Source organism: Selenomonas oralis, from assembly GCF_051603425.1.
Lineage (GTDB): Bacteria > Bacillota > Negativicutes > Selenomonadales > Selenomonadaceae > Selenomonas > Selenomonas sputigena_A.
Map to the genome: position 1 here is coordinate 1,676,479 of NZ_CP194411.1, position 25,442 is coordinate 1,701,920.

General features: G+C 57.6%; 24 protein-coding genes. 22 read left to right on the forward strand and 2 right to left on the reverse strand.

Translation table 11 applies throughout. The features are described 5' to 3' along the window. Positions 1 to 4: 4 nt before the first annotated feature. The 10 genes from ACRTGH_RS07915 (at position 5) to ACRTGH_RS07960 (ending at position 11,874) form a co-directional block, all read left to right on the forward strand. Positions 5 to 313 carry a hypothetical protein gene (locus tag ACRTGH_RS07915; RefSeq protein ID WP_368846426.1) on the forward strand — a complete coding sequence of 103 codons (309 nt, stop codon included), beginning with the start codon at positions 5 to 7 and terminating at the stop codon, positions 311 to 313. Between the two features lie 142 nt (positions 314 to 455). Continuing rightward, positions 456 to 1,739: an ArsB/NhaD family transporter gene (locus ACRTGH_RS07920; protein ID WP_368846425.1), complete on the forward strand. Its 1,284-nt coding sequence runs from the start codon at positions 456 to 458 to the stop codon at positions 1,737 to 1,739. Between the two features lie 100 nt (positions 1,740 to 1,839). Beyond that, entirely contained in the window at positions 1,840 to 4,314 is a 2,475-nt protein-coding gene (leuS, locus tag ACRTGH_RS07925) for a leucine--tRNA ligase (RefSeq protein ID WP_368846424.1), read from the forward strand. A gap of 121 nt (positions 4,315 to 4,435) precedes the next feature. Further along, a complete protein-coding gene (mfd, locus tag ACRTGH_RS07930) occupies positions 4,436 to 7,795 on the forward strand; it encodes a transcription-repair coupling factor (protein ID WP_368846423.1) in 3,360 nt (1,119 codons plus the stop codon). Then, the gene (locus ACRTGH_RS07935; protein ID WP_368846422.1) at positions 7,796 to 8,491 is read left to right on the forward strand and encodes an SAM-dependent methyltransferase; all 696 of its coding nucleotides are present in this window, start codon (positions 7,796 to 7,798) and stop codon (positions 8,489 to 8,491) included. A gap of 119 nt (positions 8,492 to 8,610) precedes the next feature. After that, positions 8,611 to 8,889 carry an HU family DNA-binding protein gene (locus ACRTGH_RS07940; RefSeq protein WP_368846421.1) on the forward strand — a complete coding sequence of 93 codons (279 nt, stop codon included), beginning with the start codon at positions 8,611 to 8,613 and terminating at the stop codon, positions 8,887 to 8,889. A gap of 113 nt (positions 8,890 to 9,002) precedes the next feature. Continuing rightward, on the forward strand, positions 9,003 to 9,755 hold the full coding sequence (locus ACRTGH_RS07945) for an SDR family NAD(P)-dependent oxidoreductase (protein WP_368846420.1): 753 nt from the start codon (positions 9,003 to 9,005) through the stop codon (positions 9,753 to 9,755). A 115-nt stretch (positions 9,756 to 9,870) separates the two neighbouring features. Next, positions 9,871 to 10,977, forward strand: coding sequence for an MGDG synthase family glycosyltransferase (locus ACRTGH_RS07950; protein ID WP_368846419.1), 1,107 nt, complete (start codon positions 9,871 to 9,873; stop codon positions 10,975 to 10,977). Between the two features lie 79 nt (positions 10,978 to 11,056). Beyond that, positions 11,057 to 11,503: a hypothetical protein gene (locus ACRTGH_RS07955; RefSeq protein WP_368846418.1), complete on the forward strand. Its 447-nt coding sequence runs from the start codon at positions 11,057 to 11,059 to the stop codon at positions 11,501 to 11,503. Positions 11,504 to 11,568: 65 nt separating this feature from the next. Then, positions 11,569 to 11,874 carry an FtsB family cell division protein gene (locus ACRTGH_RS07960; protein ID WP_368846417.1) on the forward strand — a complete coding sequence of 102 codons (306 nt, stop codon included), beginning with the start codon at positions 11,569 to 11,571 and terminating at the stop codon, positions 11,872 to 11,874. 136 nt (positions 11,875 to 12,010) lie between these two features. On the opposite strand, the gene ACRTGH_RS07965 is transcribed toward ACRTGH_RS07960, so the two are convergent. Continuing rightward, on the reverse strand, positions 12,011 to 13,741 hold the full coding sequence (locus ACRTGH_RS07965) for a methyl-accepting chemotaxis protein (protein WP_368846416.1): 1,731 nt from the start codon (positions 13,739 to 13,741) through the stop codon (positions 12,011 to 12,013). Positions 13,742 to 14,068: 327 nt separating this feature from the next. Between ACRTGH_RS07965 and ACRTGH_RS07970 the strand changes: the two genes are divergently transcribed. After that, complete coding sequence (locus ACRTGH_RS07970) at positions 14,069 to 14,887, forward strand: DeoR/GlpR family DNA-binding transcription regulator (protein ID WP_368846415.1); 819 nt, start codon at positions 14,069 to 14,071, stop codon at positions 14,885 to 14,887. Between the two features lie 97 nt (positions 14,888 to 14,984). Here ACRTGH_RS07970 and ACRTGH_RS07975 read toward each other — a convergent pair whose 3' ends face one another. Continuing rightward, a complete protein-coding gene (locus ACRTGH_RS07975; RefSeq protein ID WP_368846414.1) occupies positions 14,985 to 15,869 on the reverse strand; it encodes a P-loop NTPase in 885 nt (294 codons plus the stop codon). A 238-nt stretch (positions 15,870 to 16,107) separates the two neighbouring features. Between ACRTGH_RS07975 and ACRTGH_RS07980 the strand changes: the two genes are divergently transcribed. From ACRTGH_RS07980 to ACRTGH_RS08030, 11 genes are all read left to right on the forward strand, one after another. Next, complete coding sequence (locus tag ACRTGH_RS07980) at positions 16,108 to 17,067, forward strand: metal ABC transporter solute-binding protein, Zn/Mn family (RefSeq protein ID WP_368846413.1); 960 nt, start codon at positions 16,108 to 16,110, stop codon at positions 17,065 to 17,067. Between the two features lie 93 nt (positions 17,068 to 17,160). Further along, entirely contained in the window at positions 17,161 to 17,883 is a 723-nt protein-coding gene (locus ACRTGH_RS07985; protein WP_368846412.1) for a metal ABC transporter ATP-binding protein, read from the forward strand. Positions 17,884 to 17,885: 2 nt separating this feature from the next. Beyond that, positions 17,886 to 18,755, forward strand: a complete 870-nt coding sequence (locus ACRTGH_RS07990) for a metal ABC transporter permease (RefSeq protein WP_368846411.1) — start codon at positions 17,886 to 17,888, stop codon at positions 18,753 to 18,755. Continuing rightward, positions 18,752 to 19,852: a metal ABC transporter permease gene (locus tag ACRTGH_RS07995; RefSeq protein ID WP_368846410.1), complete on the forward strand. Its 1,101-nt coding sequence runs from the start codon at positions 18,752 to 18,754 to the stop codon at positions 19,850 to 19,852. Before ACRTGH_RS07990 ends, ACRTGH_RS07995 begins: the two co-directional genes overlap by 4 nt. Before the next feature lie 349 nt (positions 19,853 to 20,201). Continuing rightward, positions 20,202 to 20,921 (forward strand): DUF4198 domain-containing protein, encoded by a 720-nt coding sequence (locus tag ACRTGH_RS08000; protein ID WP_368846409.1) that lies wholly within the window; start codon positions 20,202 to 20,204, stop codon positions 20,919 to 20,921. Positions 20,922 to 20,975: 54 nt separating this feature from the next. Beyond that, positions 20,976 to 21,188 (forward strand): hypothetical protein, encoded by a 213-nt coding sequence (locus ACRTGH_RS08005; RefSeq protein ID WP_368846408.1) that lies wholly within the window; start codon positions 20,976 to 20,978, stop codon positions 21,186 to 21,188. Between the two features lie 143 nt (positions 21,189 to 21,331). Continuing rightward, positions 21,332 to 21,961, forward strand: coding sequence for a MotA/TolQ/ExbB proton channel family protein (locus tag ACRTGH_RS08010; protein ID WP_368846407.1), 630 nt, complete (start codon positions 21,332 to 21,334; stop codon positions 21,959 to 21,961). Further along, positions 21,951 to 22,367, forward strand: a complete 417-nt coding sequence (locus ACRTGH_RS08015) for an ExbD/TolR family protein (protein ID WP_368846406.1) — start codon at positions 21,951 to 21,953, stop codon at positions 22,365 to 22,367. The genes ACRTGH_RS08010 and ACRTGH_RS08015 overlap by 11 nt, the downstream gene beginning before the upstream one ends. A gap of 1 nt (position 22,368) precedes the next feature. Further along, complete coding sequence (locus tag ACRTGH_RS08020; protein ID WP_368846405.1) at positions 22,369 to 23,112, forward strand: energy transducer TonB; 744 nt, start codon at positions 22,369 to 22,371, stop codon at positions 23,110 to 23,112. A gap of 58 nt (positions 23,113 to 23,170) precedes the next feature. Then, entirely contained in the window at positions 23,171 to 24,352 is a 1,182-nt protein-coding gene (locus ACRTGH_RS08025; protein ID WP_368846404.1) for an FTR1 family iron permease, read from the forward strand. Between the two features lie 143 nt (positions 24,353 to 24,495). After that, the gene (locus ACRTGH_RS08030) at positions 24,496 to 25,065 is read left to right on the forward strand and encodes an iron transporter (RefSeq protein WP_006193836.1); all 570 of its coding nucleotides are present in this window, start codon (positions 24,496 to 24,498) and stop codon (positions 25,063 to 25,065) included. Positions 25,066 to 25,442: the final 377 nt, after the last annotated feature.

The following is a 25,442-nucleotide window of genomic DNA, read 5'->3' on the forward strand; positions in this document are numbered from 1 at the left end:
GAATATGGGCAAGATACCAAAGGGACTTTCCGACAAGGATATGTTCCGGGGCTATGAAGAAAAAGCGACACTGGAGGATCGATTCCTACAGGCGGAAGCCGAGGAGGAAAAAAAGCGCCGTCATGCCCTGCGGGAAAAAGAGGACGGCCTTTCACGTGCGGCGCTTACGCCGGATTTGCTCGACAAACTCGGCAAGGAGCTCCTGCAGCTGAAGCTCGATCTCTTTGCTGCGGGAATAAAGGATTATCGCTTAGAGGTCAAGCGCGTGGACGATGCCGTCGTCTTGACCCCACGGGAAACGAAAGGAAGGTGAGGCGGCCTTTTATGGGCGGGCGCCTGCTGTTATGAATAATTTGCGCGCATAAACGTCCACACTGTGGACATTGTGCGCCGTCCTTACATGAAAACTGCTAAGTACGGATTCTTGAAATTTTATGAAGAAAGAAGTGTAACCAGTGGAAACAAGCACAATCGTTGCCATCGTAATCTTCGTTGCCGCCTATGCACTGATTATCTCGGAGAAAATCCACCGCACGATCATCGGCATCTGCGGCGCCATGCTGATGATCCTCCTCGGCATCATCAGCCAGGAAACGGCGATCCACCACATTGACTTCAATACGCTCGGCCTTTTGATGGGCATGATGGTCATCGTGAACATCACGAGCGAAACGGGACTCTTCAATTATCTTGCCATCTGGGCCGCCAAGAAGGTCAAGGCGAAGCCGATTTCCCTGCTCGTCGCACTGGCAGCTTTGACGGCTGTCTGCTCGGCTCTTCTCGATAACGTGACGACGGTTCTTCTGACCGTGCCGATCACCTTCAGCATCACGAAGCAGCTTAACGTCGACGTCAAGCCTTTCCTGATTGCCCAGATTCTTTCCTCGAACATCGGCGGTACGGCAACTCTGATCGGCGATCCGCCGAACATCATGATCGGCAGCGCCGTCGGCCTGCAGTTCATGGACTTCATCGCGAATCTTTCCGCCATCTGCGTCCTGATCTTCTTCGTGACGATTGCCATTTTGATCCTTATTTACGGCAAGAAGCTTCATACGACGGATGACCTGCGCGAAAAGGTCATGCAGCTCGATGAAAAGAGCCAGATCGTCGATCCGCGCCTCTTGAAGAAATGCCTCTTTGCCCTGGCCGTCACGATCAGCCTTTTCGTACTGCACGGGCAGCTCCATCTCGATACGGCTACGGCAGCCATGACGGGCGCCGGGCTCCTGCTCCTGATCAGCTTCCCGCAGAAGGAAGCGATGATCGCGAAGGTGCTCTCGAAGGTCGAGTGGCTCGCCATCTTCTTCTTTGCGGGACTCTTCATCCTCGTCGGCGCGCTTGTCGAGACGGGCGTCATCAAGATGCTCGCCGAGGAAGCAATTCGCATCACGCAGGGCGACCTCACGGCGACGGCGATGCTCATCCTCTGGATGAGCGCCTATGCTTCGGCTTTCATCGACAATATCCCGTTTGTCGCGACGCTGATCCCGCTCATTCAGGATATGGGACAGATGGGCATGACGAACCTCGACCCCGTATGGTGGTCTCTTGCTCTCGGCGCCTGCCTCGGCGGCAACGGAACGCTCATCGGCGCTTCGGCCAACGTCGTCGTCGCATCGATGGCGGCGCAGCGCGGCAAGCCCATCTCCTTCATCAGCTTCATGAAGATCGCTCTGCCGCTTATGACGCTCTCCATCGCGATTTCGAGCGTCTACGTCTGGCTCAGGTATCTTTAAGAAAGCCGCCCGCATGACGGGCAGCAATATGTCTTTGTAGTTTTGCAGGGGCGCACGGGGAAACCCGCACGCCCCTCTTTCTCTAGGAGGATTTTATCGTATGGAGAGATATGCTCCGCAGGAAATCGAAAAGAAATGGCAGGCCAAATGGGAGGCCGAAGGCGTCTATAAAACGGAGATAGACCGTACAGAGCCCGAATATTATGTGCTCGAAATGTTTCCCTATCCGTCGGGCAACCTGCACATGGGCCATGTGCGCAATTATTCGATCGGCGATGTGCTCGCGCGCTTCAAGAAGATGCAGGGATACAACGTCCTGCATCCCATGGGCTTCGACGCCTTCGGCATGCCGGCAGAGAACGCCGCCATCCAGCACGGGGTGAAGCCTGCGGACTGGACGTATTCCAATATCGAAAATATGAAGCGGCAGCAGACGGGCATGGGGCTTTCCTATGACTGGGAGCGCGAGGCGATTACCTGCCGTCCCGATTATTACCGCTGGACGCAGTGGCTCTTCGAACTTTTTTACAAGCGGGGGCTGGCCTACAAGAAGGAGGCCTCGGTCAACTGGTGCGATACATGCGGCACGGTGCTTGCCAATGAACAGGTCGTGGAGGGCAAGTGCTGGCGCTGCGATTCGGAGGTCAAAAAGAAGGATTTGTCGCAGTGGTTCCTGAAGATCACAGACTATGCTGACGAACTCCTGGCCGACCTCGACAAGCTCAAGGGCTGGCCCGAGCGTGTCAAGACGATGCAGGAAAACTGGATCGGCCGCTCTGAAGGCCTTGAGTTTGATATCGACGTGCCGGATTTGGGGGAAAAGATCGCCGTTTACACGACGCGTGCCGATACGGCTTATGGCGTCACTTTCGTCGCGCTTGCGGCGGAGCATCCGCTCATGGAGAAGATTCTGGCGGACAATCCGAAGGCAGGGGAGATCCGTGCCTTTATCGAGAAGGTGAAGAGCCAATCCGAGCTTGAGCGCACTTCGGGCGAATCGGAGAAGGAGGGGCTCTTCACGGGGCTTTATGCCGTAAATCCCTTCAACGGCAAGAAGGTCGAGCTTTGGGTCACGAACTATGTTCTTGCCGAATACGGCACGGGCGCTGTCATGGGCGTGCCGTCCGAAGATCAGCGCGACTGGATGTTTGCGAAAAAGTATGATCTGCCGATCATCGTCACCCTGCGCCCGAAGGACAGGGAGCTGAGGCTTGAGGAGATGACGGAGGCCTATACGGACAAGGATGGCATTCTCGTAAACTCGGACGAATTTGACGGCATGGAGATGCACGAGGCTCTTTCTGCCATTGCCCAAAAGGCGGTCCGGGAGGGCTTCGGCCGCCTCAAGGTCAATTACCGCCTGCGGGATTGGCTCATTTCGCGCCAGCGCTATTGGGGTGCGCCGATTCCCGTCATCTACTGTGAGAAGTGCGGCGAGCAGCTCGTGCCGGAAGAAGAACTTCCCGTAAAGCTGCCGGAGAACGTAAACTTCGAGCAGGGAGCGGTGTCGCCTCTGGCGCAGTGCGAGGAATTCACACATTGCACCTGCCCGAAATGCGGCGGCGAGGCGCGCCGTGAAACGGATACGATGGACACCTTCATCTGCTCCTCGTGGTACTACATGCGCTACGCCGACCCGCACAACACGCATCGCCCGTTTGAGCCCGACAAGGTGAATTACTGGGCGCCAGTCGATCAATATATCGGCGGCATCGAGCATGCAATCCTTCATCTCCTCTACTCGCGCTTCTTCACGAAGGTTCTGCGCGATGCGAAGATGCTCGATTTTGACGAGCCGTTCCAAAACCTCCTGACGCAGGGCATGGTCATCAAGGACGGCGCGAAGATGTCGAAGTCAAAGGGCAACGTCGTTTCACCTGAGGAGATCATCCGGAAGTACGGCGCCGATACGGCGCGCCTCTTCATCCTCTTCGCTGCACCCGTCGAACGCGATCTTGAGTGGAGCGACCAGGGCGTCGAGGGCGCCTATCGCTTCCTGAACCGCGTCTGGCGCATCATCGGGCATTTCAGCAATGCCATTCAGGAAGGCATCGACGACTATGACCGCACGACGCTGACCGCCGAGGAGAAGGCGCTGCGCCGCACGCTGCATCAGACGATCAAGAAGGTCACGGAAGATGTCGGCGAGCGCTTCATGTTCAATACGGCGATCAGCTCTATCATGGAACTTGTCAACGCTCTCTATGCTTTCCAGGACAAGGCGGTTCATCCGGGTCTCGTGCGTGAGATTTCCTTTGCGCTCGTGAAGATGCTGGCACCGTTCGCGCCGCATATCGCGGAAGAGCTTTGGAGCCAGATCTGCGGCAAGGGCAGCGTTCATGCTGAGAAGTGGCCCAATTTCGACAAGGAAGCCATTGTGGAGGACGAGGTCGAGATCGTGCTGCAGATCAACGGCAAGGTGCGCGACAAACTTCTGATTCCCGCCGCCATGGGGCGCGAGGAGATGGAAAAAGCGGCACTCATGCAGCCCAAGGTCGCCGATTTGACAGAGGGAAAGACCATCGTCAAGGTGATCTGCGTGCCGAAAAAACTCGTGAACATTGTTGTGAAATAAAGCGATGGGTGCAAGGCGCGGGCTTTTCGCCGTCGCTTTTGGCAGAGAGGGGGCGGCGGTCCGGCCGTGCCCCCTTTTCGTGCTGAATCGAATGGTGATGGTTGAGTAAAATGGTGAAAAAATGAAGGTACTTTTTGAGCAGATGATGCGCGGCGGCTCGGTACGGAAAATCGTCGAAGCCTTTCAAAAGCCGGCTTGGAAAAGCATGGTATACGGTCTCGGCGGCTCGCAGAAGCACGCGCTCTTCGCGGCTGCCTACGACGCTGCAAGGAGGCCGCTGGCCATCGTCACACACAGTGCAGAGGCGCTTGAAGCCTGGCGCGAAGATTTGGCCTCGCTTTTGCCGGACGCGAAGATCCTTGAGCTGCCCGAGCTCGATATGATGGAGGTGGAGGCGACAGCCAAGGGCATGGAGCGCATGGCCGCACGCATGGGGATCCTCGGGCGTCTCCTGCGCCGAGAGCCGGTCATCGTGCTCGCGCGTGCGGCGTCTGCCGTGCAGAAGGGGCTTTCACGGCAGGATTTCGAGCGCCTGAGCCTGCGCCTTGAAACGGGCGCGAATATCGGACGCGAACATCTGCTCGCGCGTCTCGTCGAGCTCGGCTATGAGGCGAACGGCGAAGTCGAGGGCATCGGCCAGTTCAGCGCGCGAGGCGGCATCGTCGACGTCTTTCCGCTCAATGCGCCCAGGCCTCTGCGCATTGAATTTTTTGATGACGAGATCGATTCCCTGCGTGAATTCGACACGGCGACGCGCCGCTCCGTGGGAAATGTACCCTCGGCGGTCGTGCTGCCCGTGGGGCGGACAGCGGGGGCGGAAAGCGCGGCGGGCGCGGCGCCCTTCCTCTCCTACATCGAAGGCGAGGGCGCTGTCGTTTTCGACGAGCCTCTGCGCACGCGCGAAGCTGCCATGCGTCTCGTCAAGGAAAATCCTGAAAGCAAGGGGCGGCTCTTCTCATGGGAGGAGCTCGTAGCAGCGGCCGGTGAAAACGCGACATTCTTTGCCGCACTGATGCTCCAGAAGATCCACGGCGCGGAGCCCGACAGCCTCGTGAGCCTGAGCGTACAGGCGGTGGCGCCGTTCCAGCGCCAGATGGATATGCTCAAGAATGAGGCGCGCAGCTGGCTTGCTGCGGGGCAGCATGTCCTCTTGCTGCTGGGCGATGCTGAAAAGGCGGCCTCCATGCGCGAGTTTTTTGCGAAGTCGCGCATACCGTCCGCCGTCATTGAGGAAGGCGATGCCCTGAGCGACGCCTATCTGAACATCCTGACCGGTACGCTCGGCAACGGGTTCGAGCTGCCCGAGGCGCGCCTCATCGTCATCGCTGAAAGGGATATCTTCGGACGGCAGAAAAAGAAACTGGTGAAGCAGGCTTCCAAGGAAGAGCGCATCGCGCATTTTCGGGAAATCAATGTCGGTGACTACGTCGTTCATGTCAATCACGGCATCGGCAAGTATCTCGGCGTGGAAACGCTTGATGTCGGCGGCATCAAACGGGATTACCTGCATATCAAGTACGGCGGCGACGACAAGCTTTTCGTGCCGACGGACCAGGTAGGGCTCCTGCAGAAGTACATCGGCTCGGAGGGCGAGACGCCGCGTCTGCACCGCATGGGCGGCACGGAGTGGGTCAAGGCCAAGGCACGGGCGCGCGCCTCCGTCGAGGATATCGCGGACGAGCTCATCGCGCTTTACGCGAAGCGTCGCACGGCGAAAGGCTTCGCCTTTTCGCCCGATACGCCGTGGCAGCGCGAGTTCGAGGATGCCTTTCCCTATGAGGAAACGCTTGACCAAAAAAGGGCCATCGAGGAGATCAAGGCCGATATGGAAAAACCCGAGCCGATGGAACGCCTGCTTTGCGGCGACGTTGGCTTCGGCAAGACTGAGGTGGCGATCCGCGCGGCCTACAAGGCCGTCATGGATCACAAGCAGGTCGCCGTGCTCGTGCCGACGACCGTGCTGGCGCAGCAGCATTTCCAGACCTTTTCCGCGCGGTTTGCCGATTTCGGCGTAAACGTCGATGTCATCTGCCGCTTCCGCACGGCGAAAGAGCAAAAGGCGACGCTGGAGAGGCTGCGCGGGAACCGCATCGACATCCTCATTGGCACGCACGCCATCTTAAACCCGAATCGCGTGCATTTCCACGACCTCGGCCTCCTCATTGTCGACGAGGAGCAGCGCTTCGGGGTCAAGCAGAAAGAGAAGATCAAGGCGCTGGCGGCGGGCGTCGACGTCCTGACGCTGTCCGCGACGCCGATTCCCAGGACGCTCCATATGTCGCTTGTCGGCGCGCGTGACATGAGCATCATCGAGACGCCGCCGGCCGAGCGTTTCCCCGTGCAGAGCTATGTCGTCGAGAGCAACGATGCTGTCCTGCGGAACGCCATTCGGCGCGAGCTGCGGCGCGGCGGGCAGGTCTACTGCGTCTACAACCGCGTCGAGAGCATCGACAGGATGCGCCGGTACCTGGAGGATCTCGTGCCCGAGGCGCGCATACAGACGGGGCACGGGCAGATGGCCGAAGAACTCTTAGAGCGGGTCATGGTCGATTTCTACGAGGGACGTTACGATATCCTGCTGGCGACCAGCATTGTGGAAAACGGGCTCGATGTCGCGAACGCGAACACGATCATCGTCTGCAATGCCGATCACTTCGGGCTTTCACAGCTCTATCAGATGCGCGGGCGCGTGGGCCGTTCAAACCATATGGCGTTCGCCTATTTCGTCTATCAGGCGGACAAGGTGCTGTCCGAGGCGGCGGAAAAACGCCTGCAGGCGATGAAGGAGTTCGCCGAGCTTGGCGCGGGCTTCAAGATTGCCATGCGCGACCTTGAGATACGCGGTGCGGGCAATCTGCTGGGTGCGGAGCAGCACGGCCATATTGCGAGCGTCGGCTTCGAGATGTATTCCAAGCTTCTGGACGAGGCCATCCGGGAGAAGCGCACAGGAAAGCCGCCCGAGGAAAAGCTCGAACCCGTCGTGGATATCGAAGCCGAGGCTTATATCGACGGCGCCTATATCAGCGATCCGATGCACAAGATTGAAATTTACCAGCGCATTGCCGCCATCCGCCAAAACGAGGAAATCCGCGAGCTTCTCGACGAGCTGATCGACCGCTTCGGCGAACCGACGCCCGTCTGCCTGCGCCTTCTCGACATCGCACGCATACGAAATCTCGCGCGCGACATCGGCGTGCGATCCATTGTGGAAAAGCCGTTGTTCCTCGAATTGTCGTTTATCGATAAACCGGAGTTTGACACCGACGGGCTCCTGAAGCTGCTCCAGCTTTTCGGCGCCCATGCGAAAATGCTGGCGCCGCCCCAGCGGATCCTCCGCATACGTTTGGCGCCGCAGTACAAGAAGAGCATCACGAACTTCGTCACGCGCGTCTTGCTGATGCTCAAGGGCGACAAGGAAGCCTTTGCCGCAAAAGGCAAGACGGAAAAAGGACGTGCCAAGGCTGTGGGGAGGAGAGCGTAAATGGGCAGTATAACCGTTGTGGGGCTTGGCCCGGGACGCTTCGGGCTCATCACGCTCGAAAGCTGGGAAGCGATGAAGCGCGCCGAGACGCTCGTTCTGCGCACGGCGGTGCATCCGTCCGCTGCGGGGCTCAAGGAGCGCGGCCTCTCCTTTGAGAGCTACGATGCGTGGTATGAAAAGGCAGGAAGCTTTGAGGAGCTTTATCGCTCGATTGCGGCAGATCTCATAAGAAGAGCCGAGGCAGGCGAGGAGATCGTCTATGCCGTGCCGGGAAGTCCGCTTGTGGCCGAACGAACGGTGGCGCTTCTGAGGGAAATGACGGAAAAAGAGGCGCAGGGAAAGGTCATTCTTTCCGTCCAGCCCGGCATGAGCTTCGTCGAGGCGCTTTATGCGAGCCTGGGCATCGACCCCATCGAGGGGCTTGCCATCCTCGATGCGGAGGAAGCGGCGCATTTGTCGGGCAGGCTGCCGACCGCCGCGCTCTTCACGCAGGTCTACAGCAGGGAAATCGCCTCAGAGCTCAAGCTCGCCCTGATGGAGCATCTGCCCGACGAAACCGAGGTGATTTACCTTCATAATATCGCCTTGCCGGACGAAAGCGTGCGGCGGATTCTTCTCTACGAACTCGATCGCCAGAAGGACATCGACCACCTGACAAGCGTCTTTTTGCCAGACAGGAACTTCCAAAACGATTAAAAACTTCCCACGAAAGGCGATTTTTAAAGTTTTTTTCGCTTTTTTCCCGAAATAAAGAGGATTCTTTGGAATGACAGCGAATAAAGGAAACGTAACAAATTCAAAAGGAGGCTACAAACGTGAACAAAACGGAATTAGTGGCTAATGTGGCAGAGAAAGCAGGCCTGACGAAGAAGGATGCAGAGAAGGCTCTGAGTGCAGTGATCGAGAGCATCGAGAGCGCGCTTGTCGAGGGCGACAAGGTGCAGCTCATCGGCTTTGGCACATTCGAGGTGAAGGATCGCGCTGCCCGTACCGGCCGTAATCCGCAGACGGGTGGGGAGATCAAGATCCCGGCTTCGAAGAATCCTGTTTTCAAGGCAGGCAAGGCATTGAAGGACGCCGTCAACAAGAAATAAGCGCGGTGGCACTCCAAGGGCTGGGTTTTTGAACCCGGCCCTTTTGTTTTTGCAGGAAGCGGGGCGTGCCGGACGGCCCGCGGAAGATTTTGCCGGATGGGGGAGGCATGGAAATGGAGCGTGTGGTTTTGCTTACCGGCGGCACATCGGGCATCGGACTTGCTGCAGCGCGTCTTTTTCTTGGCGCGGGATGCTCTGTTGCGCTGGCGGGACGTTCAGCGCAGCGCGGCGCGGCGGCGCTGGCTTCCCTGGCCGATTTGGCGGAAGAAGGAAAAGCGGCGTTTTTCGCGGCCGATATACGGCAGCCGGCAGAGGCGAAGCGGCTTGTTTCCGAGGTGCTGACGCATTTCGGCCGGCTCGATGTGCTCGTCAATGCGGCGGGCGTTTATTTGGAACGTTCTCTGGAGGATATGACGCAGGAGGATTACAGCCGCATCATGGACACGAACGTCAAGGGCACGTTCTTCGTCACGCAGGCGGCGCTCGCTCCCTTGCGGGAGAGCCTCGGCAGCATCGTCAATATTTCCTCCGACGCAGGCCTCAAGGGCAATTTTCTCTGCACCCTTTACTGTGCCTCGAAGGGCGCCGTCGTGCTTTTTACAAAGTCCCTGGCGCTGGAAATGGCGCCCTTCGGCGTACGCGTGAACTGCGTCTGCCCCGGAGATATCGCCACGCCGCTGACCGAGGCGCAGCTTGCTGCAGCCCCCGATCCCGAGGCGGCGCGGCGGGAAATGGCAGGCGTTTATCCTCTGGGGCGCATCGGCACGCCGGAGGAAGCGGCTTCCGTTATTTTTTTTCTGGCGTCCGACAAGGCGGCATTCGTGACAGGAGCGGCGTGGAGCGTGGACGGCGGCCTGACGTCATGAGGCGGCATCTTGGAAGGGAACACCTGTTTTGTTGTGCCTGCTTCCGGGTTGTGCTAAAATAGAAGCCATGGCAAAAGATGAATTGTTTGATTATTTCAATTAAGGAAGGGCTTGCATGGCAAGGAGCAGCTATCTTATTGTCACGGCTTCGATCGGCTCCGGCCATCAAAAGGCGGCCGAGGCGATCGAGGCGGCAATACGACAGGAGTATCCTGCGGCGCGTGTGGCCGTCGTGGACTTTACGGAGCGGCATACCGCATGGGTCACCTGGTTCATGAAAGCTGTTTACATGAAGATGCTGCGCTTCGTCCCCAATCTTTATCAGCTCATCTACCGCTTTACGGGGCACAGGCAGGGCGCTTCGCCCGTGCAGCGGCTGATCGCCTCTTTGACGAAGCGCAGCATGAAGACGCTTGTGGAGCGTTACAAGGCCGATGCCGTGATCTGCACGCATCCCTTTCCCGAAGGTGCGGCTTCTTGCCTCAAGATGAGCGGCGAGGCGGAATTCTTCTTCGCGGTGGTGCTGACGGATTACAGCGTGCATCGCATGTGGTTCTATCCCGGCGTTGATGCTTTTTTCGTCGCGACGGAGAGGATGCGCCGGAGCCTTGTGCAGGAGGGCAGTCCTGCGGAGAACGTCCATGCGACGGGCATCCCCATTCTGCCTCCTGCACCGGGGCGACTTGACCGGGAGGCCGTCCTGGCGGAGCTTGGCCTTCAGCCCGATCTGCCTGTCATCCTTCTGATGGGCGGGGGGCTGGGGCTCGGCGATGTCGCCTCCTCGCTGGAAAAGCTCGAGGAATTGTCGGATACGCTGCAGATCCTTGTGGTCGCCGGCCGCAATGAACGCCTTCTCGCCTGGACCAAGGAGCATGCGGCGCGTTCGCATCACACGGTCAAGGCTTGGGGCTATACGGAAAAGGTGGCGGAGCTCATGACCGTTTCGACGCTTCTCGTCTCGAAGCCCGGAGCTTTGACGATAAGCGAAGCATGGGCGATGGGGCTGCCGCTCATCCTGCATGAGGCGATTCCGGGGCCTGAACTTGAGAATGCCATGATTGCGAGCGAACGCGGCACAGCGGTCTGGCTGGGCAAGGGCGAGAATCTCGCGGCGCTTGTCGAGGGACTTTTAAAGGATGAAAAACGTCTGGCTGCCATGCGCGAAGCGGCTTTGCAGGCGAGCCGTCCCGAGGCGGCAAGGGATATAGCGAGGCTTATTTAAGCCGGACGGATGGATTTTAGGAAAGCGCTGCAAAAGCGTTTGCAGAGAAGCGGCGCATTATTTTGCGAGGGTGGTTTTTATGGCAGTATCAAAGCTGGAAAGGGGCGCAGACGGTGCGTTTCTTTGTGCGCAGTGCGGCAGGCCTCTTCGCAGGATTGAAGGCGGCACGGTCAAGGTCGAAGGCGGCAAGGTCGATATGGAAAGCGTCAAGCCGCGTTATGAATGCAGCCACTGCAGAGTATTTTACCGCGAGCTTCTGAACTCCGGCTATTACGATGTATTCGACTTGCCGAAGCTCAAGGCGGTCGGCGATCTCGTGCCGACCATCCTGCGTCCGGACGCCGAAGGACACGCGCCGTGTCCGCGCTGCGGCGGCCAACTCGATCTCGTCGATTGGGTTCCCGTTCATGTCGTGGACGGGAAGGCCGACATGGAAAACGTGGCGCCGCATTTTCGCTGCGCGAGCTGCGATTCCATCTTCCGGCGCATTGCAACGACGGAGTATTACCAGTGGGCGGAAAAATAGTAAACCGACGGAATGGGACGGTGTTTTCCGGCCTTATGGATATGGGGCGGATATAAAGGTCAGGGATGAAGATGGCGAAGGGGAAAAGAAGCGTAAGGCTCAGGGGACACCGGCTCGACTGGTTTGTCCTCGTCGTCGTCTGCCTGCTCGGCTACTTCGCCTATACGATGATCGACCAGCAGCTTCATCTGAACGAGCTCAACCGTGATTATGTCGCGGCAGAGCAGAGGCTGGAGGCAGCCAGGCGCCAGAATGAAGCCCTGAAGGAAACGAGAGCCCAGCTTGAGGACCCTGCCTATATCGAAAAGACAGCACGGGAAGAATTGGGCATGACGCATGAAGGCGAGCTTCCCTTTATCGCAAAGAAATAGAAGAAAATCCAAAAAAATCCGGACAGGAAGGCATAATCGAAGCCATTTCCTGTCCGGATTTTTTTGGAAACACGGATGTGTCAAGACGGCGGAGTTGGATGTATCCGTGCTTCCTATATGCAGCGAAACGCGGCGTTTATACTTTGAATTTCACGGATTCGTCGTGGAGATTTCTCGCAGAATCCGCAAGACCGCGGGAGCTGGCGGCAATCTCTTCCATGCCGGCAGCTTGCTCTTGGGTGGCTGCGGAGACGTTTTGTGAGGCATCGCTGGCGCGTTTGGCGGAGCTGTTGACGTTTTCGCTGAGGTTTACGATGGTGTGGATGCGCTCGTTGAGTATGCGCATGGTTTCGGTGATCTGCGCGCTGTCGTCGCTGCAGCCGCGGATGAGTTCAAGGATGCGTGAAAATCCTTCGCCTGTCGAGGAGACATTCTCGCGTCCCTTTTCCGCCTGTTCGCGGCCGTTGACCATGGCGGTGACCGCTTGGTTTGTTTCGGTTTGGATGGCCTGAATCAACTCGCCGATCTGCTGGGCGGCTGACTGGGATTCCTCGGCGAGTTTGCGCACCTCGTCGGCGACGACGGCGAAGCCGCGTCCGTTCTCGCCGGCGCGCGCTGCTTCAATGGCTGCGTTGAGGGCGAGCAGGTTCGTCTGCTCGGCGATGCCGGAGATGGTTGAATTGATCTCGCCGATCTCTTGTGAACGCTTGCCGAGTTTTTCCACGATCTGTGACGACCGGTCGACTGTTTCGGAAATCGTGTTCATCTGATCGATGGTGGATTTGACGAGATGGTTGCCTTCGTTGGCACGTTCCACCGTGTTCTCGATGTTTTTGCGTATCGTGTCGATGCGTTGGACCGCCTGACCGATGCCCGCGGAAAGGGCATCCACCTCACTCTTTGTTTCGGTCAGGGAATCCATCTGCACGGAGGCGGATTCTGCGACTTCCGTGATGGATTGGGCGACGTTCTGCGTGGCTTCAGCGGATTGGTTGGCGTTCGCTGTCAGCTGCTCTGAGGTATCCGAGACGAAGGCGGCGGTTTCCTGTATTTTCTTCGTCATAGAGCGCACGTTGTCGATCATGCCGTTGAAGGCTGAGGCCATTTCACCGAATTCGTCATGGTTCTCTACAGGGACGTGGACGCTGAGGTCACCATTGGCCGCGCGGCGCACGCCCTGCAGGAAGTTCTGCACGGCGCTGTTGATCTCGCGGCGCAGCCAGAAGAAGACAGCGAGGGTCAGGGCGATGACGACGAGGAGAGATATCACTGTGATAATGATAATCTGCTTCTCCTTGGCTTCGCTGAGTTCTTTCTGCGTCTTTGCGTCGCGGATGCAGTTTTCCGCATCCTGATTGATGGCGGCGACGGCCTTGTCAAAGGCCTCGACGATATTGTCCGAAAGGACGGCTGCCTCCGCCTCTTCGCGGTTTTCCGATTCCTTCATCTTGTCGCCTTCTTGGCTTAGGCGCTTGTATTCTTCCCAGAGCTCCTGCTCCGCGTCAAGCTCCGAGAGTGCCTGTTTTGTGATATCGGGCGAGCCGAAGTCGGTGTTTTTTTTGGCTTCGCGGAGAGCGGCGAAGGCATCCTCGACATTTTGGCGCGATTGCTGCAGCTTTTCCGTGTACTCATGTTTCTTCGCAGGATCGACGGAAACGACCTGATAAAAGACATAGAGGCGTGTTTGCAGCATGGCCTGCGAGATCTTGTTCGAGCGGTCGACCAGTGTCGTGCGCTGGTTAATGCCTGTGTTCAGGTCATCAAGCTCTCCGACGGAATGGTAGGCAAAGAGGCCAAACGCGACGAACGCGACGAGCAGGATGCTGAAGGAAAATAGAATCTTGTTTGCAACGGTCATGTTTCTCATTAAACCATCTCCAGTTTTTGGTACGGGAATTTTTTTCACCGTCTTAGCGTTCGACGTTGCGGATGAGAATCCTTCTGGGAATTTCATCGGATGTAAAACGACTTTTGGCGTGTTTTCTCTTCTTCCTGTCGCTCTTTTTGACAGAAAAACGAGGCTGTGAAGCGCCTTTTCCTTCACTGGCAAGGGTTTGGATATATTGGCTGAATTTTATCGTTTCCTGTTGTTTTTCTTTTTGTTTCGATATAAAATAGAAATAACAAGGGCAGCCTGCCGCTGAAAGGGAAGAAGGGGATGGGCTGCGATATTTTCCCGCGAAAGGACTCGTCTATGTTTGCGATTGAACGAAGAGAGAAAATACTGCAAATCCTCCAGGAAAACGGTACGGCAAAGACAGTCGAACTCTGCGAGGCGCTTGCTGCTTCGCCTGCTACGATACGCAACGATCTCCATCGATTGGCGCGTCAGGGGAAGCTGCAAAAGATTCATGGCGGAGCGGCGCTGCAGCATGAAGAACCGGCGGATTCTCCCGCATCGGTACAGAACGGAGGCATGGGACAGCCGGATGTCTTCAGCTTTCGGACGCGCGAAATGCAGCATGCCGCAGAGAAGGATGCCATCGCGGAGGCTGCACTGAAATACATCAAGAACAATCAGTGCATCCTGCTCGATGCAAGCTCTACGGCTCTGACGCTGGCGAAGAAGCTCGCATGTTTTCGCAAGCTCCTTGTCGTGACAAACGGTGTTTACACGATGCTGACATTGAAGGATACGCCGAATATCGACACGATCATCATCGGCGGTATTGTGCGCAAGAATTCAGGCTTTATCGAAGGCACCATCGGTGCGGATATCCTGCGTCATTTCCACGTCGATGTTGCATTTGTTTCGGCCAACGGTTTTTCGGAGAAGGAGGGGCTGACGGACTTCAATATCTATGAAGTTGAGCTCAAACGACGAATGCTGGAAAATTGCAACCATATCATCGCGATGATCGATTCCTCGAAGTTCGCGCGCGTATCGTCGTCGAGCTTCTTGGCGACGGAGGCCATTGATGTGCTCTTGACGGATGACAAGGTTTCTCCGGAGCTTGTGGCGCGCTACAAGAGCCAAGGCATCAACGTGCAGGTCTGTGCATGTCGGCGGTAACCGGAAAAAACGAAAGCCGCATGGCTGGGTCAAAATAAAAGACCCTGCCATGCGGCTTTTTTTATGCGGCTGTGTTGTTTGCCGCTGTCGGCGGTACTCAGTCCTGGAAGTCGTCGACGACGGAATCGGCGCTGTGCTCAGGAAGCTCTTCTAAGAGCAGCGCCGCCGCATCGACCCAGTCGCCTTCGAACGACTCGATCTTGCCGGCGTCACAGAGCGCGGCGAGCTTCGGCTCGATCGGCAGGCGCGCGAGCAGCGGCAGACAGTAGTCGCGGGCGATCTCCTCGATGTGGCTGTCGCCGAAGATCTTGTGCGTTTTGCCGCAGTCGGGGCATTCAAAGTACGCCATGTTCTCGACGATGCCGATGATGGGGGCGTTCATCAGCCCGGCCATCTTGACGGCTTTTTCGACGATCATGGAGACGAGTTCCTGCGGCGAGGTCACGACGATGATGCCGTCGACGGGCAGCGACTGGAGCACGGTCAGGGGAACGTCGCCCGTTCCCGGCGGCATGTCGACGAAGAGGTAGTCCTCGTTCTCCCAAACGACGTCCTGCCAGAACTGCTGCACGACGCCCGCAACGATGGGACCGCGCCAGACGACGGGATCGGACTCGTCCTTTAGGAGCAAGTTGATCGACATAATATCGATGCCGCCCGCGCTCTTGAGCGGACGGATGCCAGCAGAATCGGCATTTGCCTTCTCCACTTCGCCCTTGACGCCGAAGATTTTTGGGATCGAAGGCCCGGTGATATCGGCGTCGAGCACGCCGACGCGATGACCGCGGCGAGCCATCGCCGTCGCGAGAAGCGAGGTGACGAGTGACTTGCCGACGCCGCCCTTGCCGCTCATGACGGCGATGACACGCTTGACGCTGCTGCGCTCGTTCGGTGGCGTAAGAAGGCTCTGCTGCTCCTGTGCACCGCTGCAGCCGCCTGCTGAAGAACAGCTGCTGCAGCCGCTGCTGCAATTTTCACTCATGATGGATCTCTCCTTTATACTAGATATAGTGGAAAACTTATATGATTTAATAAGATATATCCTATATCTTACCTTTTTTTTCTGAATTGTCAAGGTGATATGTGACGAGATACTTCATAGATGAACCTTATCATGAAACGCTTCATAGATAATTAAAATAATGATAATCTATATCATTTACAATCTCGGAGGAAAATGCTATACTACATGCTGAGAAATTAAAGGAAGAAGGTGCAGTATGGAATTTTTCAAAGGAATTGCGCAAGGATACAGAAAGAGCATCTTTCTGCTGGCACTCTGCCTCACGGCATCGCTTTTTGCGGCGGGCTGCGGCGGCGCGGCGGGCGATTCATCTTCGGGCGCGAAGAAGAAGGTGACGGTCACGACGTCGTTCCTCGCCGATATGACGAAGGAGCTGGCCGGAGATTACGTCGACATCGACCTCGTCATTCCGGCGGGCGAGGATCCTCATCTTTACGTCGCGCAGCCGGCGGATCTGAAGAAGCTCAAGGATGCCGACCTCGTGCTCTACCACGGGCTGCACTTCGAGGGCAAGATGGTCGAGGTGCTCGAAAAGCGCGGCACGGCGGTGACGGCGGACTTCCCGACGGACGATGTGCTGCGCATGGAAGAGGACGGCGAGAGCGTCGTCGACCCGCACTTCTGGTTCAGCATCGCGCTCTACAAGAAGGCGACGGAGAAGGCGGCAGAGAGTCTCGCGAAGCTCGTGCCCGAGCACGAGAAGGAGATCCGGGCGAACTGCGCCGCGTACCTCGCCAAGCTCGATGCGCTCGATGCAGAGGTCAAGGAAAAGATCGCGTCGATCCCCGAGGGCAAGCGCAATCTTGTCACGCCGCACGATGCTTTCAATTATTTTTCCAAAAGCTACGGCATGACGGTCGTCGCACCACAGGGCGTGAGTACGAATTCCGAGGTGGCGAACGCCGACATTGAAAAGACTGCAGACTTTATCGTCGAGCACAAGGTCAAGGCGGTCTTCGCCGAGAGCACGACGAATCCCGAGCGCATGAAGAAGCTGCAGGAGATCGTGCGGTCGAAGGGCTTCGATGTCGAGATCGTCGGCGGCGAGGGCAATGAGCTGTTTTCCGATTCGCTCGCACCCGCAGGGCAAAAGGGAGATACGTTCATCGACATGTATCGGTTTGACGTCGATCTGATCGTCAGTCATCTGAAGTAAGGAAAAGAGAGAAGAAGGGCGGGCGACCGCCCTTTTTTGCTTTTGTCGTTCGATGCGGTCGAGTTGGCTGATTCTAGGGAAAGAAGGCGGAACATGGGAGAAAAGATGCTGCTTCATGTGGAGGATGTGACGATGGCGTACCGCGAAAACGCGGTGCTCTGGGATATCGATCTCGATGTGCCGACGGGAGTTCGATGTGCGATCGTCGGGCCGAACGGCGCGGGCAAATCGACGCTCCTGAAGGGCGTTCTCGGCCTGGAAAAGCCCGTCGCGGGCTATGTGCGCATTTGGGGCAAGACGATCGAGGAGGTGCGCGAGCGCATCGCCTATGTGCCGCAGCGCGGTACGGTCAACTGGAATTTCCCGACGACGGTTTTCGACGTCGTGCTCATGGGGCGCTATGTGCATATTGGCCTCATGCGCCGCCCGGGCAGGGAGGATCGCGAGCGGGCGAGGGCGGCGCTCGTCGAGATGCAGCTCGAAAAGCTCGCCGACCGCCAGATCTCGGAGCTTTCGGGCGGGCAGAAACAGCGCGTCTTCATCGCGCGCGCACTCGCGCAGGAAAGCGACCTCTACATCATGGACGAGCCGCTGGCGGGCGTGGACGAAACGACGGAGCGCATCGTCATGGACAAGTTCGTCGCGCTGCAAAAGGAGCGCAAGACGGTGATCGCCGTGCATCACGACCTTTCGACGCTCGACATGTACTTCGACTATCTCGTCGTCCTGAACCGCACGATCAAGGCGAGCGGCTACTTGAAGGACATGGACAAGGAGGCGGCGCTCGCCCTCGCCTTCCGTCCGAAGGAGCGATGACGATGGATATTGTGACGAATTATACATTCCAGATCATCGCTCTCGGCACGGCGCTTCTCGCGGCTGTCGCGGCGCCCGTCGGCGCATTGAGCGTCTACAAGGGGCAGAGCCTCATCGGCGATGCCATCGGGCACGCGACATTTCCGGGCGTTGTCCTCGCTTTCATGGCGTTTTCGACGCGAAGCCCTGCCGTACTGCTCGTCGGTGCAATGGCGGCGGCCGCCATTACCTTCTTTGCCATTCAGGCGGCGAATGAGAACACGCGCGTCGGCCTCAACGCCAACCTCGCGATCTTTCTCTCGGGCTTCTTCGGACTCGGCATGGTCCTGAAGAGCTTCATCCAAGGGAATGCCGACTATCGCGGCGCTTCGCAGGCGGGTCTTGAGACGTACATTTTCGGACAGGCGGCGTACATGCTCGAAGCGGACGTGAAGCTCATCGCCCTTGTCGCCGTTCTTTGCGCAGCGCTGCTCTTCCTCTTTTACAAGGAACTCAAGGTCTTCGTCTTTGACGCCGAGTATGCGCGGGCGGTGGGGCTGCCCGTGCGCCTGCTGCAGGTTCTTCTGCCGTTTTTGACGATCGCCGTCATCGGCATCGGCATCAAGGCGGTCGGCGCGATCCTGATCAGCTCGTTTCTCATCATCCCGTGCGTCGCGGCGAGCCAGTGGTCGGACGATTTTGTGCGCGTGCTCCTCTTGAGCGCGGTGTTCGGCGTGGCGTCGGCGCTCGCGGGCACTTATGTGAGCACGCTGGAACAGGGGATGTCGACGGGGCCAAGCATCATCCTGGCGGCGTGCGTCATCGCATTTTTCTCTATGCTCTGCGGCAAGTGGGGCGTGTTCAGAAAGCGGCAAAGGAGGGAGAAGGCATGACGGATTCCCTGCTCGTGCTCGCCTTGACGGCGGCTGCCTGCGCTTTGCCCGGGGTATTCCTGCTCCTGCGCAATCTCTCGATGATGGCGGATGCGATCAGTCACACGGTGCTCCTCGGCATTGTCCTGGCGTTTTTTCTCGTGCGCGACCTTTCGTCGCCGTGGCTCCTCATCGGCGCGGCGCTCATGGGCGTCGTCACGGTGCTCCTCGTTGAACTTTTAGGGAAAACGAAGGCGATGAAGAGCGACGACGCCATCGGCATCGTCTTTCCGATGCTCTTTTCTATTGCCGTCATACTCATCAGCAAGTATGCGGGCAATGTACACCTCGACACGGACATGGTGCTGATGGGTGAGGTCGTCTATGCCGGGCTCGATACGGTGCCGCTCTTCGGCTTTGAGATCGCAGCCTCGGCGCTCAAGATGGGTGTGATCTTCCTCGTCAATGCGGCGTTCATCTTCCTCTTTTACAAGGAGCTCAAGCTTTCGACCTTCGACGAGGAGAGCGCGCGGCTCATCGGCATGGCGACGGGCGCGATCTTCTATGGGCTCATGACCTTGATTTCCCTGACGACGGTCGCGGCCTTCGACGCCGTCGGCTCGATCCTCGTCATCTCGTTCTTCATCGCGCCTGCAGCCACGGCGCTGCTCTTCACGAAGCGCCTGCATCACGCGCTCTTTCTCGCCGTGCTTCTCGGCGTCCTCGGCAGCGTCGTCGGCTACGGGCTGGCGCTTCATTTCAATGCCTCGATGGCGGGCATGTGCGCCATCGTCAATATGCTCCTCTACGGCGGAGCCGTTTTCGTCCATCCCAAGGGCGTCATCACAAGGCGCTGGCAGCGCATGCGCCGCAAAGCGCGGCTCAAGGAAGAGCTTCTGATCATCCACCTCGGCACGCATACCGCCGAGAACCTTTACAGCGAGGAAAACGCCGTGCGCGACATCGCCGAGCACCTGCGCTGGAGCGAAAGGGAGATGCGGCGCGTCAGCGAGAGCCTGAAGGAAGCCGGCATCGTGCGCCGTTCGGGTGGTTACTACCTGCTGACGGAAAAGGGCGAGGAGCGCTATCGGGCGCTTTGTGAGGAGTATGTGATTTGAGGAGGAGCCTCGTGGTTTGAGAGAAGCTGCACACTTTGAGAGAAGCAGCAAGGCAGCCGTTCGTCAGGGAGCGGCTGCTTTTTTGTGGGCGCGGTGTTGTTTTTACGGAAGCATAGATGTGTGAAAATGAGGGCTGAATTTATCAGCGCGTCCTTATGTTTTGCTTCGTGCGGAGGGGCGCTGTGGCGTAATGTTGATGAGGGAGCGTGCGCAATGTCCGCGAAGCGGAGGTTTTTGCGTGCAGTTCTCGCACGACAAATTTGCAAATTTTTGTCATTGGCACTATAATAAAAAGGCATAGGACGCTTTTTGTCCTGCAGGCAAGATATTTCCGATGGGAGGATGACAAATGAAGAAAATTTTGGCGGCGGCGCTTGGCGCGGCAATGGGGCTTAGCATGTATGCAGCGACGGTGGACGCGCATGGCGTTTACTACGCAAACCGACTGGATCAAAAGGCGCTCGTGCTCGGCGAAGGTCCCTTGGACAACGCTTACGATCCCGCATGTGTGCAGCGCATTGACGCCTACGATGTGAATTTCCAGCCGACGACAGTTGAGCGCGTGGATGCGGAAAATCATGTGACAATCGTGCCGGGCGACAATCTCGGTGTGACAGCGACATTCTTCGACTACGGCTACTTTGCCAAGACGACGGACGGCAAGGTTATTCCGACGCGTGATTACTCGGATATTGAAAATCTCATGGCGGTGACATACGCGCGCAAGTACAACGTGCATTACTGGAATGCGGATTTGAAGCCGGGCGGCCTCTATAATGTGCCGATTCAGATCGTGCCGACTGTCAATCCCCTGACGCTGCGCCGCGGCGGTACGCTTACCCTGCGCATTTATAAGGACGGCAAGCCGTATGCGGGAGCGCCTGTCATCGCCGATGTGCTGGGTGACCTCGGGACAATCGTGCAGGCGGATGCGAACGGCTATGTTTCTGTGAATGTGGCCAACAACGGGCTCAACGTCATCGGCGTCGAAGTCTCGCTGCCTACGTCCGACCCGAATGTGACGGAAAAGGTGTTCAGCTCGCTTTCGTTCATTCTTCCGGCCGAGTAAGAAAAAGTAAAGAACCGTTTTTGATTTGCGCCCCCTATACGCGCTGTGCGTCGTATGGGGGGCGTATTTTCAGGCCTCGATGCCGCATTCTTTGCGAATGAAGCTTGGCAGGCGCTTGGAGAAGCTGATGTTGTGCTCGTGCGCAAGTGCGCCGAGCCAGCCGAGGAGAGACACGTCCTTTCGCATGCTGCACGTGTCGCTGAGCTTGCGCACGGGCAGGGTAGCCGCCTCGATGAGGGCGGCGGAGGCGCCGTTCGGCGCGGTTAATGCAAAGCGAATCTTAACCTAAAACTGAATAATTTTCATTTTCGTATTGAATTTTCTTATCGCCTGTGCTATACTCACTCCTGTGAAACAGATAATTAGTATCAATGATGATAGAGTAAATGAATTCTGGAGGAGATGTTCCAGTGGAAAACAGTTGGGAATTATTTCAAAAGGGCGGGCCGGTCATGTTCGTGCTTCTTGCCTGCTCCATCGTGGTCGCGCTCATTGCTATCGAACGCTTTCGTTTTTACCGCCAAGCGGGCAGAGGAGCGAGTGATTTCATCGTGAAGCTGCCCGAGCTTCTTCGAACGCATGACCTCAAGCAGGCAGCGGAGCTTTGCATAGCGGAAAATACGGCGCCTGCCTATCTCGCGGAAATTGGCGTCCGTGCAGCTTCGGCGGGCGACGATCTGACGCTGGCGCTCGATACCGCTTACGGCGAGATGGCGATGCGCCTGCGGGAGCGAATCAACTATCTGTCGATGATTGTGACCATGGCGCCGCTTCTGGGGCTTCTGGGCACGATTTCGGGCATGATCGAGTCGTTCAGCATCTTCAGCGTGCGCGCAGGCGAGCCGCTTGCCATCACAGGCGGCATCGGTGAAGCTTTGATCGCAACGGCGACGGGACTCTGCGTGGCGATTTTTTCGCTGATCGTGCATACGTACTTCGCACAGAAGCTCGACGAGATGCTTGCCATGCTCGACAAGACGACGGCTGTTGTGAGAAACGCACTGGAAAAGAAAGATGGGGATGGTTCTCATGCGGCGTGATTTTCGTTTGACGAAAGAACCGCTTGTCATGATCATCCCGATGATCGATATCATGCTCTTCCTGCTCGTGTTCTTCATGATCAGCACGATCTATATGGTGCAGACGAACACGATTCAGGTCGCACTGCCGCAGGCTGCGGCCTCAAAGATGGAAACGCGCCCGAATATCGTGCCGATCACGGTCACGGATAAGGGCGATGTGCTTTACGACAAGGATGAGCTGCCGAACGAGGATATCGCAGGGAAGATCAAAGAATCCCTGGCAGCTGATGCCGATACGGTATTCGTCCTGCGCGGCGACAAAAAAGCGGATTACGAGAGCGTCGTCCTGGTGCTCGACATTCTTAAGCGCTCGGGTGCGCGCCACGTTTCGATAGCGACGGAAGCGGCGACAGGGAGGCAGTGAGATGCGTTTCAAAAGCTACTGGCGCACGACGGTCATCGGTGCGATTTTCCTGCACTTCTTCGTCTGGCTGGGCTTGGCTCTGGTGCTTCCCTATATCGATTTTGAAGGCGATCCGATTGCGGTGCAGGAGATGGAGGTCGTCGACCTGCCGGAAGGCGGCGACGGCAATGCTGAGGAGCAGAAGCCTGAACCGCCGAAGGCCAAGCCGCCTGAGCCGCCAAAGCCTGAGGAACAGCCCCCTCCGCCGGAGGAGCTGCTTCCTATGGATTCCTCGCCGACGGAAGCACAAGAGCTTGATGAAGCGGTGGCTGCTATCCAAGAGCAGGAGAAGAACCCAAACGGCAACAACAATCCGTCGCCGGGACCGCCTCCGCCTCCGAATATGGCGGTCGGCGTCATCGTTTCCTCGGGTATGACGCCCGATACGCGTGGTCTGGATTTTCACGGCAAGGTCGGCATCCTCGTGAACGTCGATGAGCGAGGGAACATCACGGGATATCGCTTCACGCAAGGCTCGGGGCACACCGTCATCGACCAGATTGTCTTGAACGCCGTTCGGAAATTCAAGTTTGATCCTGCACTCGACACGAACGGCAATCCAATGAAGACGAAACGTCTTCTGAATTTCCCGTTCGACGGTTCCGCACCGCATCCTTTCGACGATGATGAGAACAAGCGCACGCGTGCGAATAAGGAAATATTCCTTAGGGAACAACGCCAGAAGGAAAATGCGCCGCCTGCTTAATGTTCAGTGGCAGAGCGGGTTTCGCTTGGATATGGGGTTTTACGGAGAAGGTGAAACATTGAAAAGGATCTTATTTCTCTGCATGACGCTGCTCCTTCTTGCTGCGCCGCTTACGGAAGCAGCGCCGAAGTGGCAGGAGGTGGCAGACCGCATCGCGCAGACGGTCGACCAGGCGGTCACGGTCTATGAGGGCGGGGATTACGAGGGTGCGCGCGATCTTGTGAACGCAGCGTATTACGGCATTTATGAAAAGGAAGGCCTTGAGAGCGTCATGCGCAGCTCTGTTTCCGCGAAGGAGACGAGCCTGACCGAGTATCAGTTCTATAAGATCAAGAAGAGCATGAAGAACGGCGAGAGCATGGATGTGGTCAAGCAGGAAGCTGAAAAGCTCAAGTCGATGGTCAACGACAATGTCAAGGCACTCGAAAATGCACATGGCAGCTCGGGCTGGGCGGCGTTCCTGCCCGCGTACCTGATTCTTCTGCGCGAGGGCTTGGAAGCGATTCTGGTGCTTGTCGCCATCATCGCCTACCTCAGGCGCTCGGGCAACGAGAAGCACCTCGGCGCCGTTTATAATTTTTCGATTGCGGCGGTCATCGCGAGCTTTATATCCGCCTATCTCTTCGCCACGATTCTTGACAATACGACGGGCGGCATGAGCCGCGAGGTGCTTGAGGGCGGAACAGCTCTTTTCGCCGTCGTCGTGCTGCTCTTGACGAGCGCGTGGCTCGGCGGCAAGGCGAATACCGACAACTGGAAGAAGTACATCGACGGTCTCGTCCAGCAGTCGGTCACGACCGGCACGGCGCGCGCCCTTGGCTTCGCGGCGTTCCTGGCCGTCTACCGCGAGGGCGCGGAGGTCATCCTCTTCTATCAGGCGCTCTTTAACAATGCGGCTGCCGACGTCACGATGATTTGGGCGGGATTCGGCGCGGGCTGTGTGACGCTGGCCTTGATCTTCTACGGCATGCAGCATGGCATCTTGAGGATTCCCCTGCGTCCGTTCTTCCTGTTTACGAGCATTCTGATGTTCCTGCTGGCCGTCACTTTTGTCGGCGGCGGCATCGAGGAACTGCAGGAAGGCGGCGTCGTCGGCATCACGCGCTTCGAAGGCTGGCCGACGGTCGATCTTCTGGGCATCTTCCCGACGGCGGAGACGCTCGGCGCACAGCTTTTCGTGCTGCTTCTCGGCGTGGGTATGGTCATCTACGCGAAGCGGCGCAAGCCGAAGGCGGCGTGACCCCCGCTCTAAGAGTCATTGGCAATGGCGGAGCGAAGTGCTCCGTTTGCAGGTGCAGCGAATTGCCGCATCTATATAGGACGTATTGTGTAAGGGCGTCCAAGAGGAATTTCATACAATCATTTTTCGGAGGAGTGTGTTTTATGAAAATGTTCAAACTCAAGAAACTCAAGTCGGCTCTGGCGGTTTGCGCAGTAGCGGCGTCGCTCTTTACGTTCGGCGGCTCGGCATCGGCGGCGGGCTTTACGGAGTACCCGATCGGTGACGAGATCGAGAACGAGGCGAACCATTTTAAGGTGGCGCTCGTCTACTTCCAGCCGATCGAGATGCTGCCCGCAGGCATGATGCTTTCGCCGGACAAGGCGGACATGCACATTGAGACGGACATCCATGCGACGGAAGGCAACGACACGGGCTTCGGCGTCGGCGAATGGATTCCGTACCTGACGATTCACTACAAGTTCACGAAGCGTGAGACGGGTGAGAGCGTCGAGGGTGTCTTCATGCCGATGAATGCGGACGATGGCCCGCACTACGGCGCGAACGTCAAGATGCTCGGCGCGGGCACCTACGACATGCATTTCTCCATCGAAAGCCCGTATCGCCAGAACTACGGTCTGCACGTCGATGAAGAGACAGGCGTCAAGGGTCGTTTCTGGGATGAGCCTGTCACGATGGATTGGGTGTTCAACTACGTCCCCCGTCGCTGGTAAACCGCTACTGACCTGTCCGTGAGACGAACCTCGAAGAGGTGAAGGCGAACGGGAAACAGGTCGTATGCGAAAACGACCCGCAAATCAAGCCCGAAGGGCGAAGATGAGCGGCAGACGTTGACCGCTGCTGAGCCGTCCAAGAAGCGAACCCTGAAAGGGTGAAGCTGATTGGGCAACGGCTCGTATGCGAAAACGACCCGCAAATCAAGCCCGAAGGGCGAAGATGAGCGGCAGACGTTGACCGCTGCTGACCTGTCCGTGAGACGAACCTCTTCCCCCTCATAAGGGCACAGGAGCCCACCACCATCCACAGGGTGGTGGTGGGCTTGTTTTTTCTATGAAAGCCTGATGGACAGGGCGTGGACGCCGGTCAATCG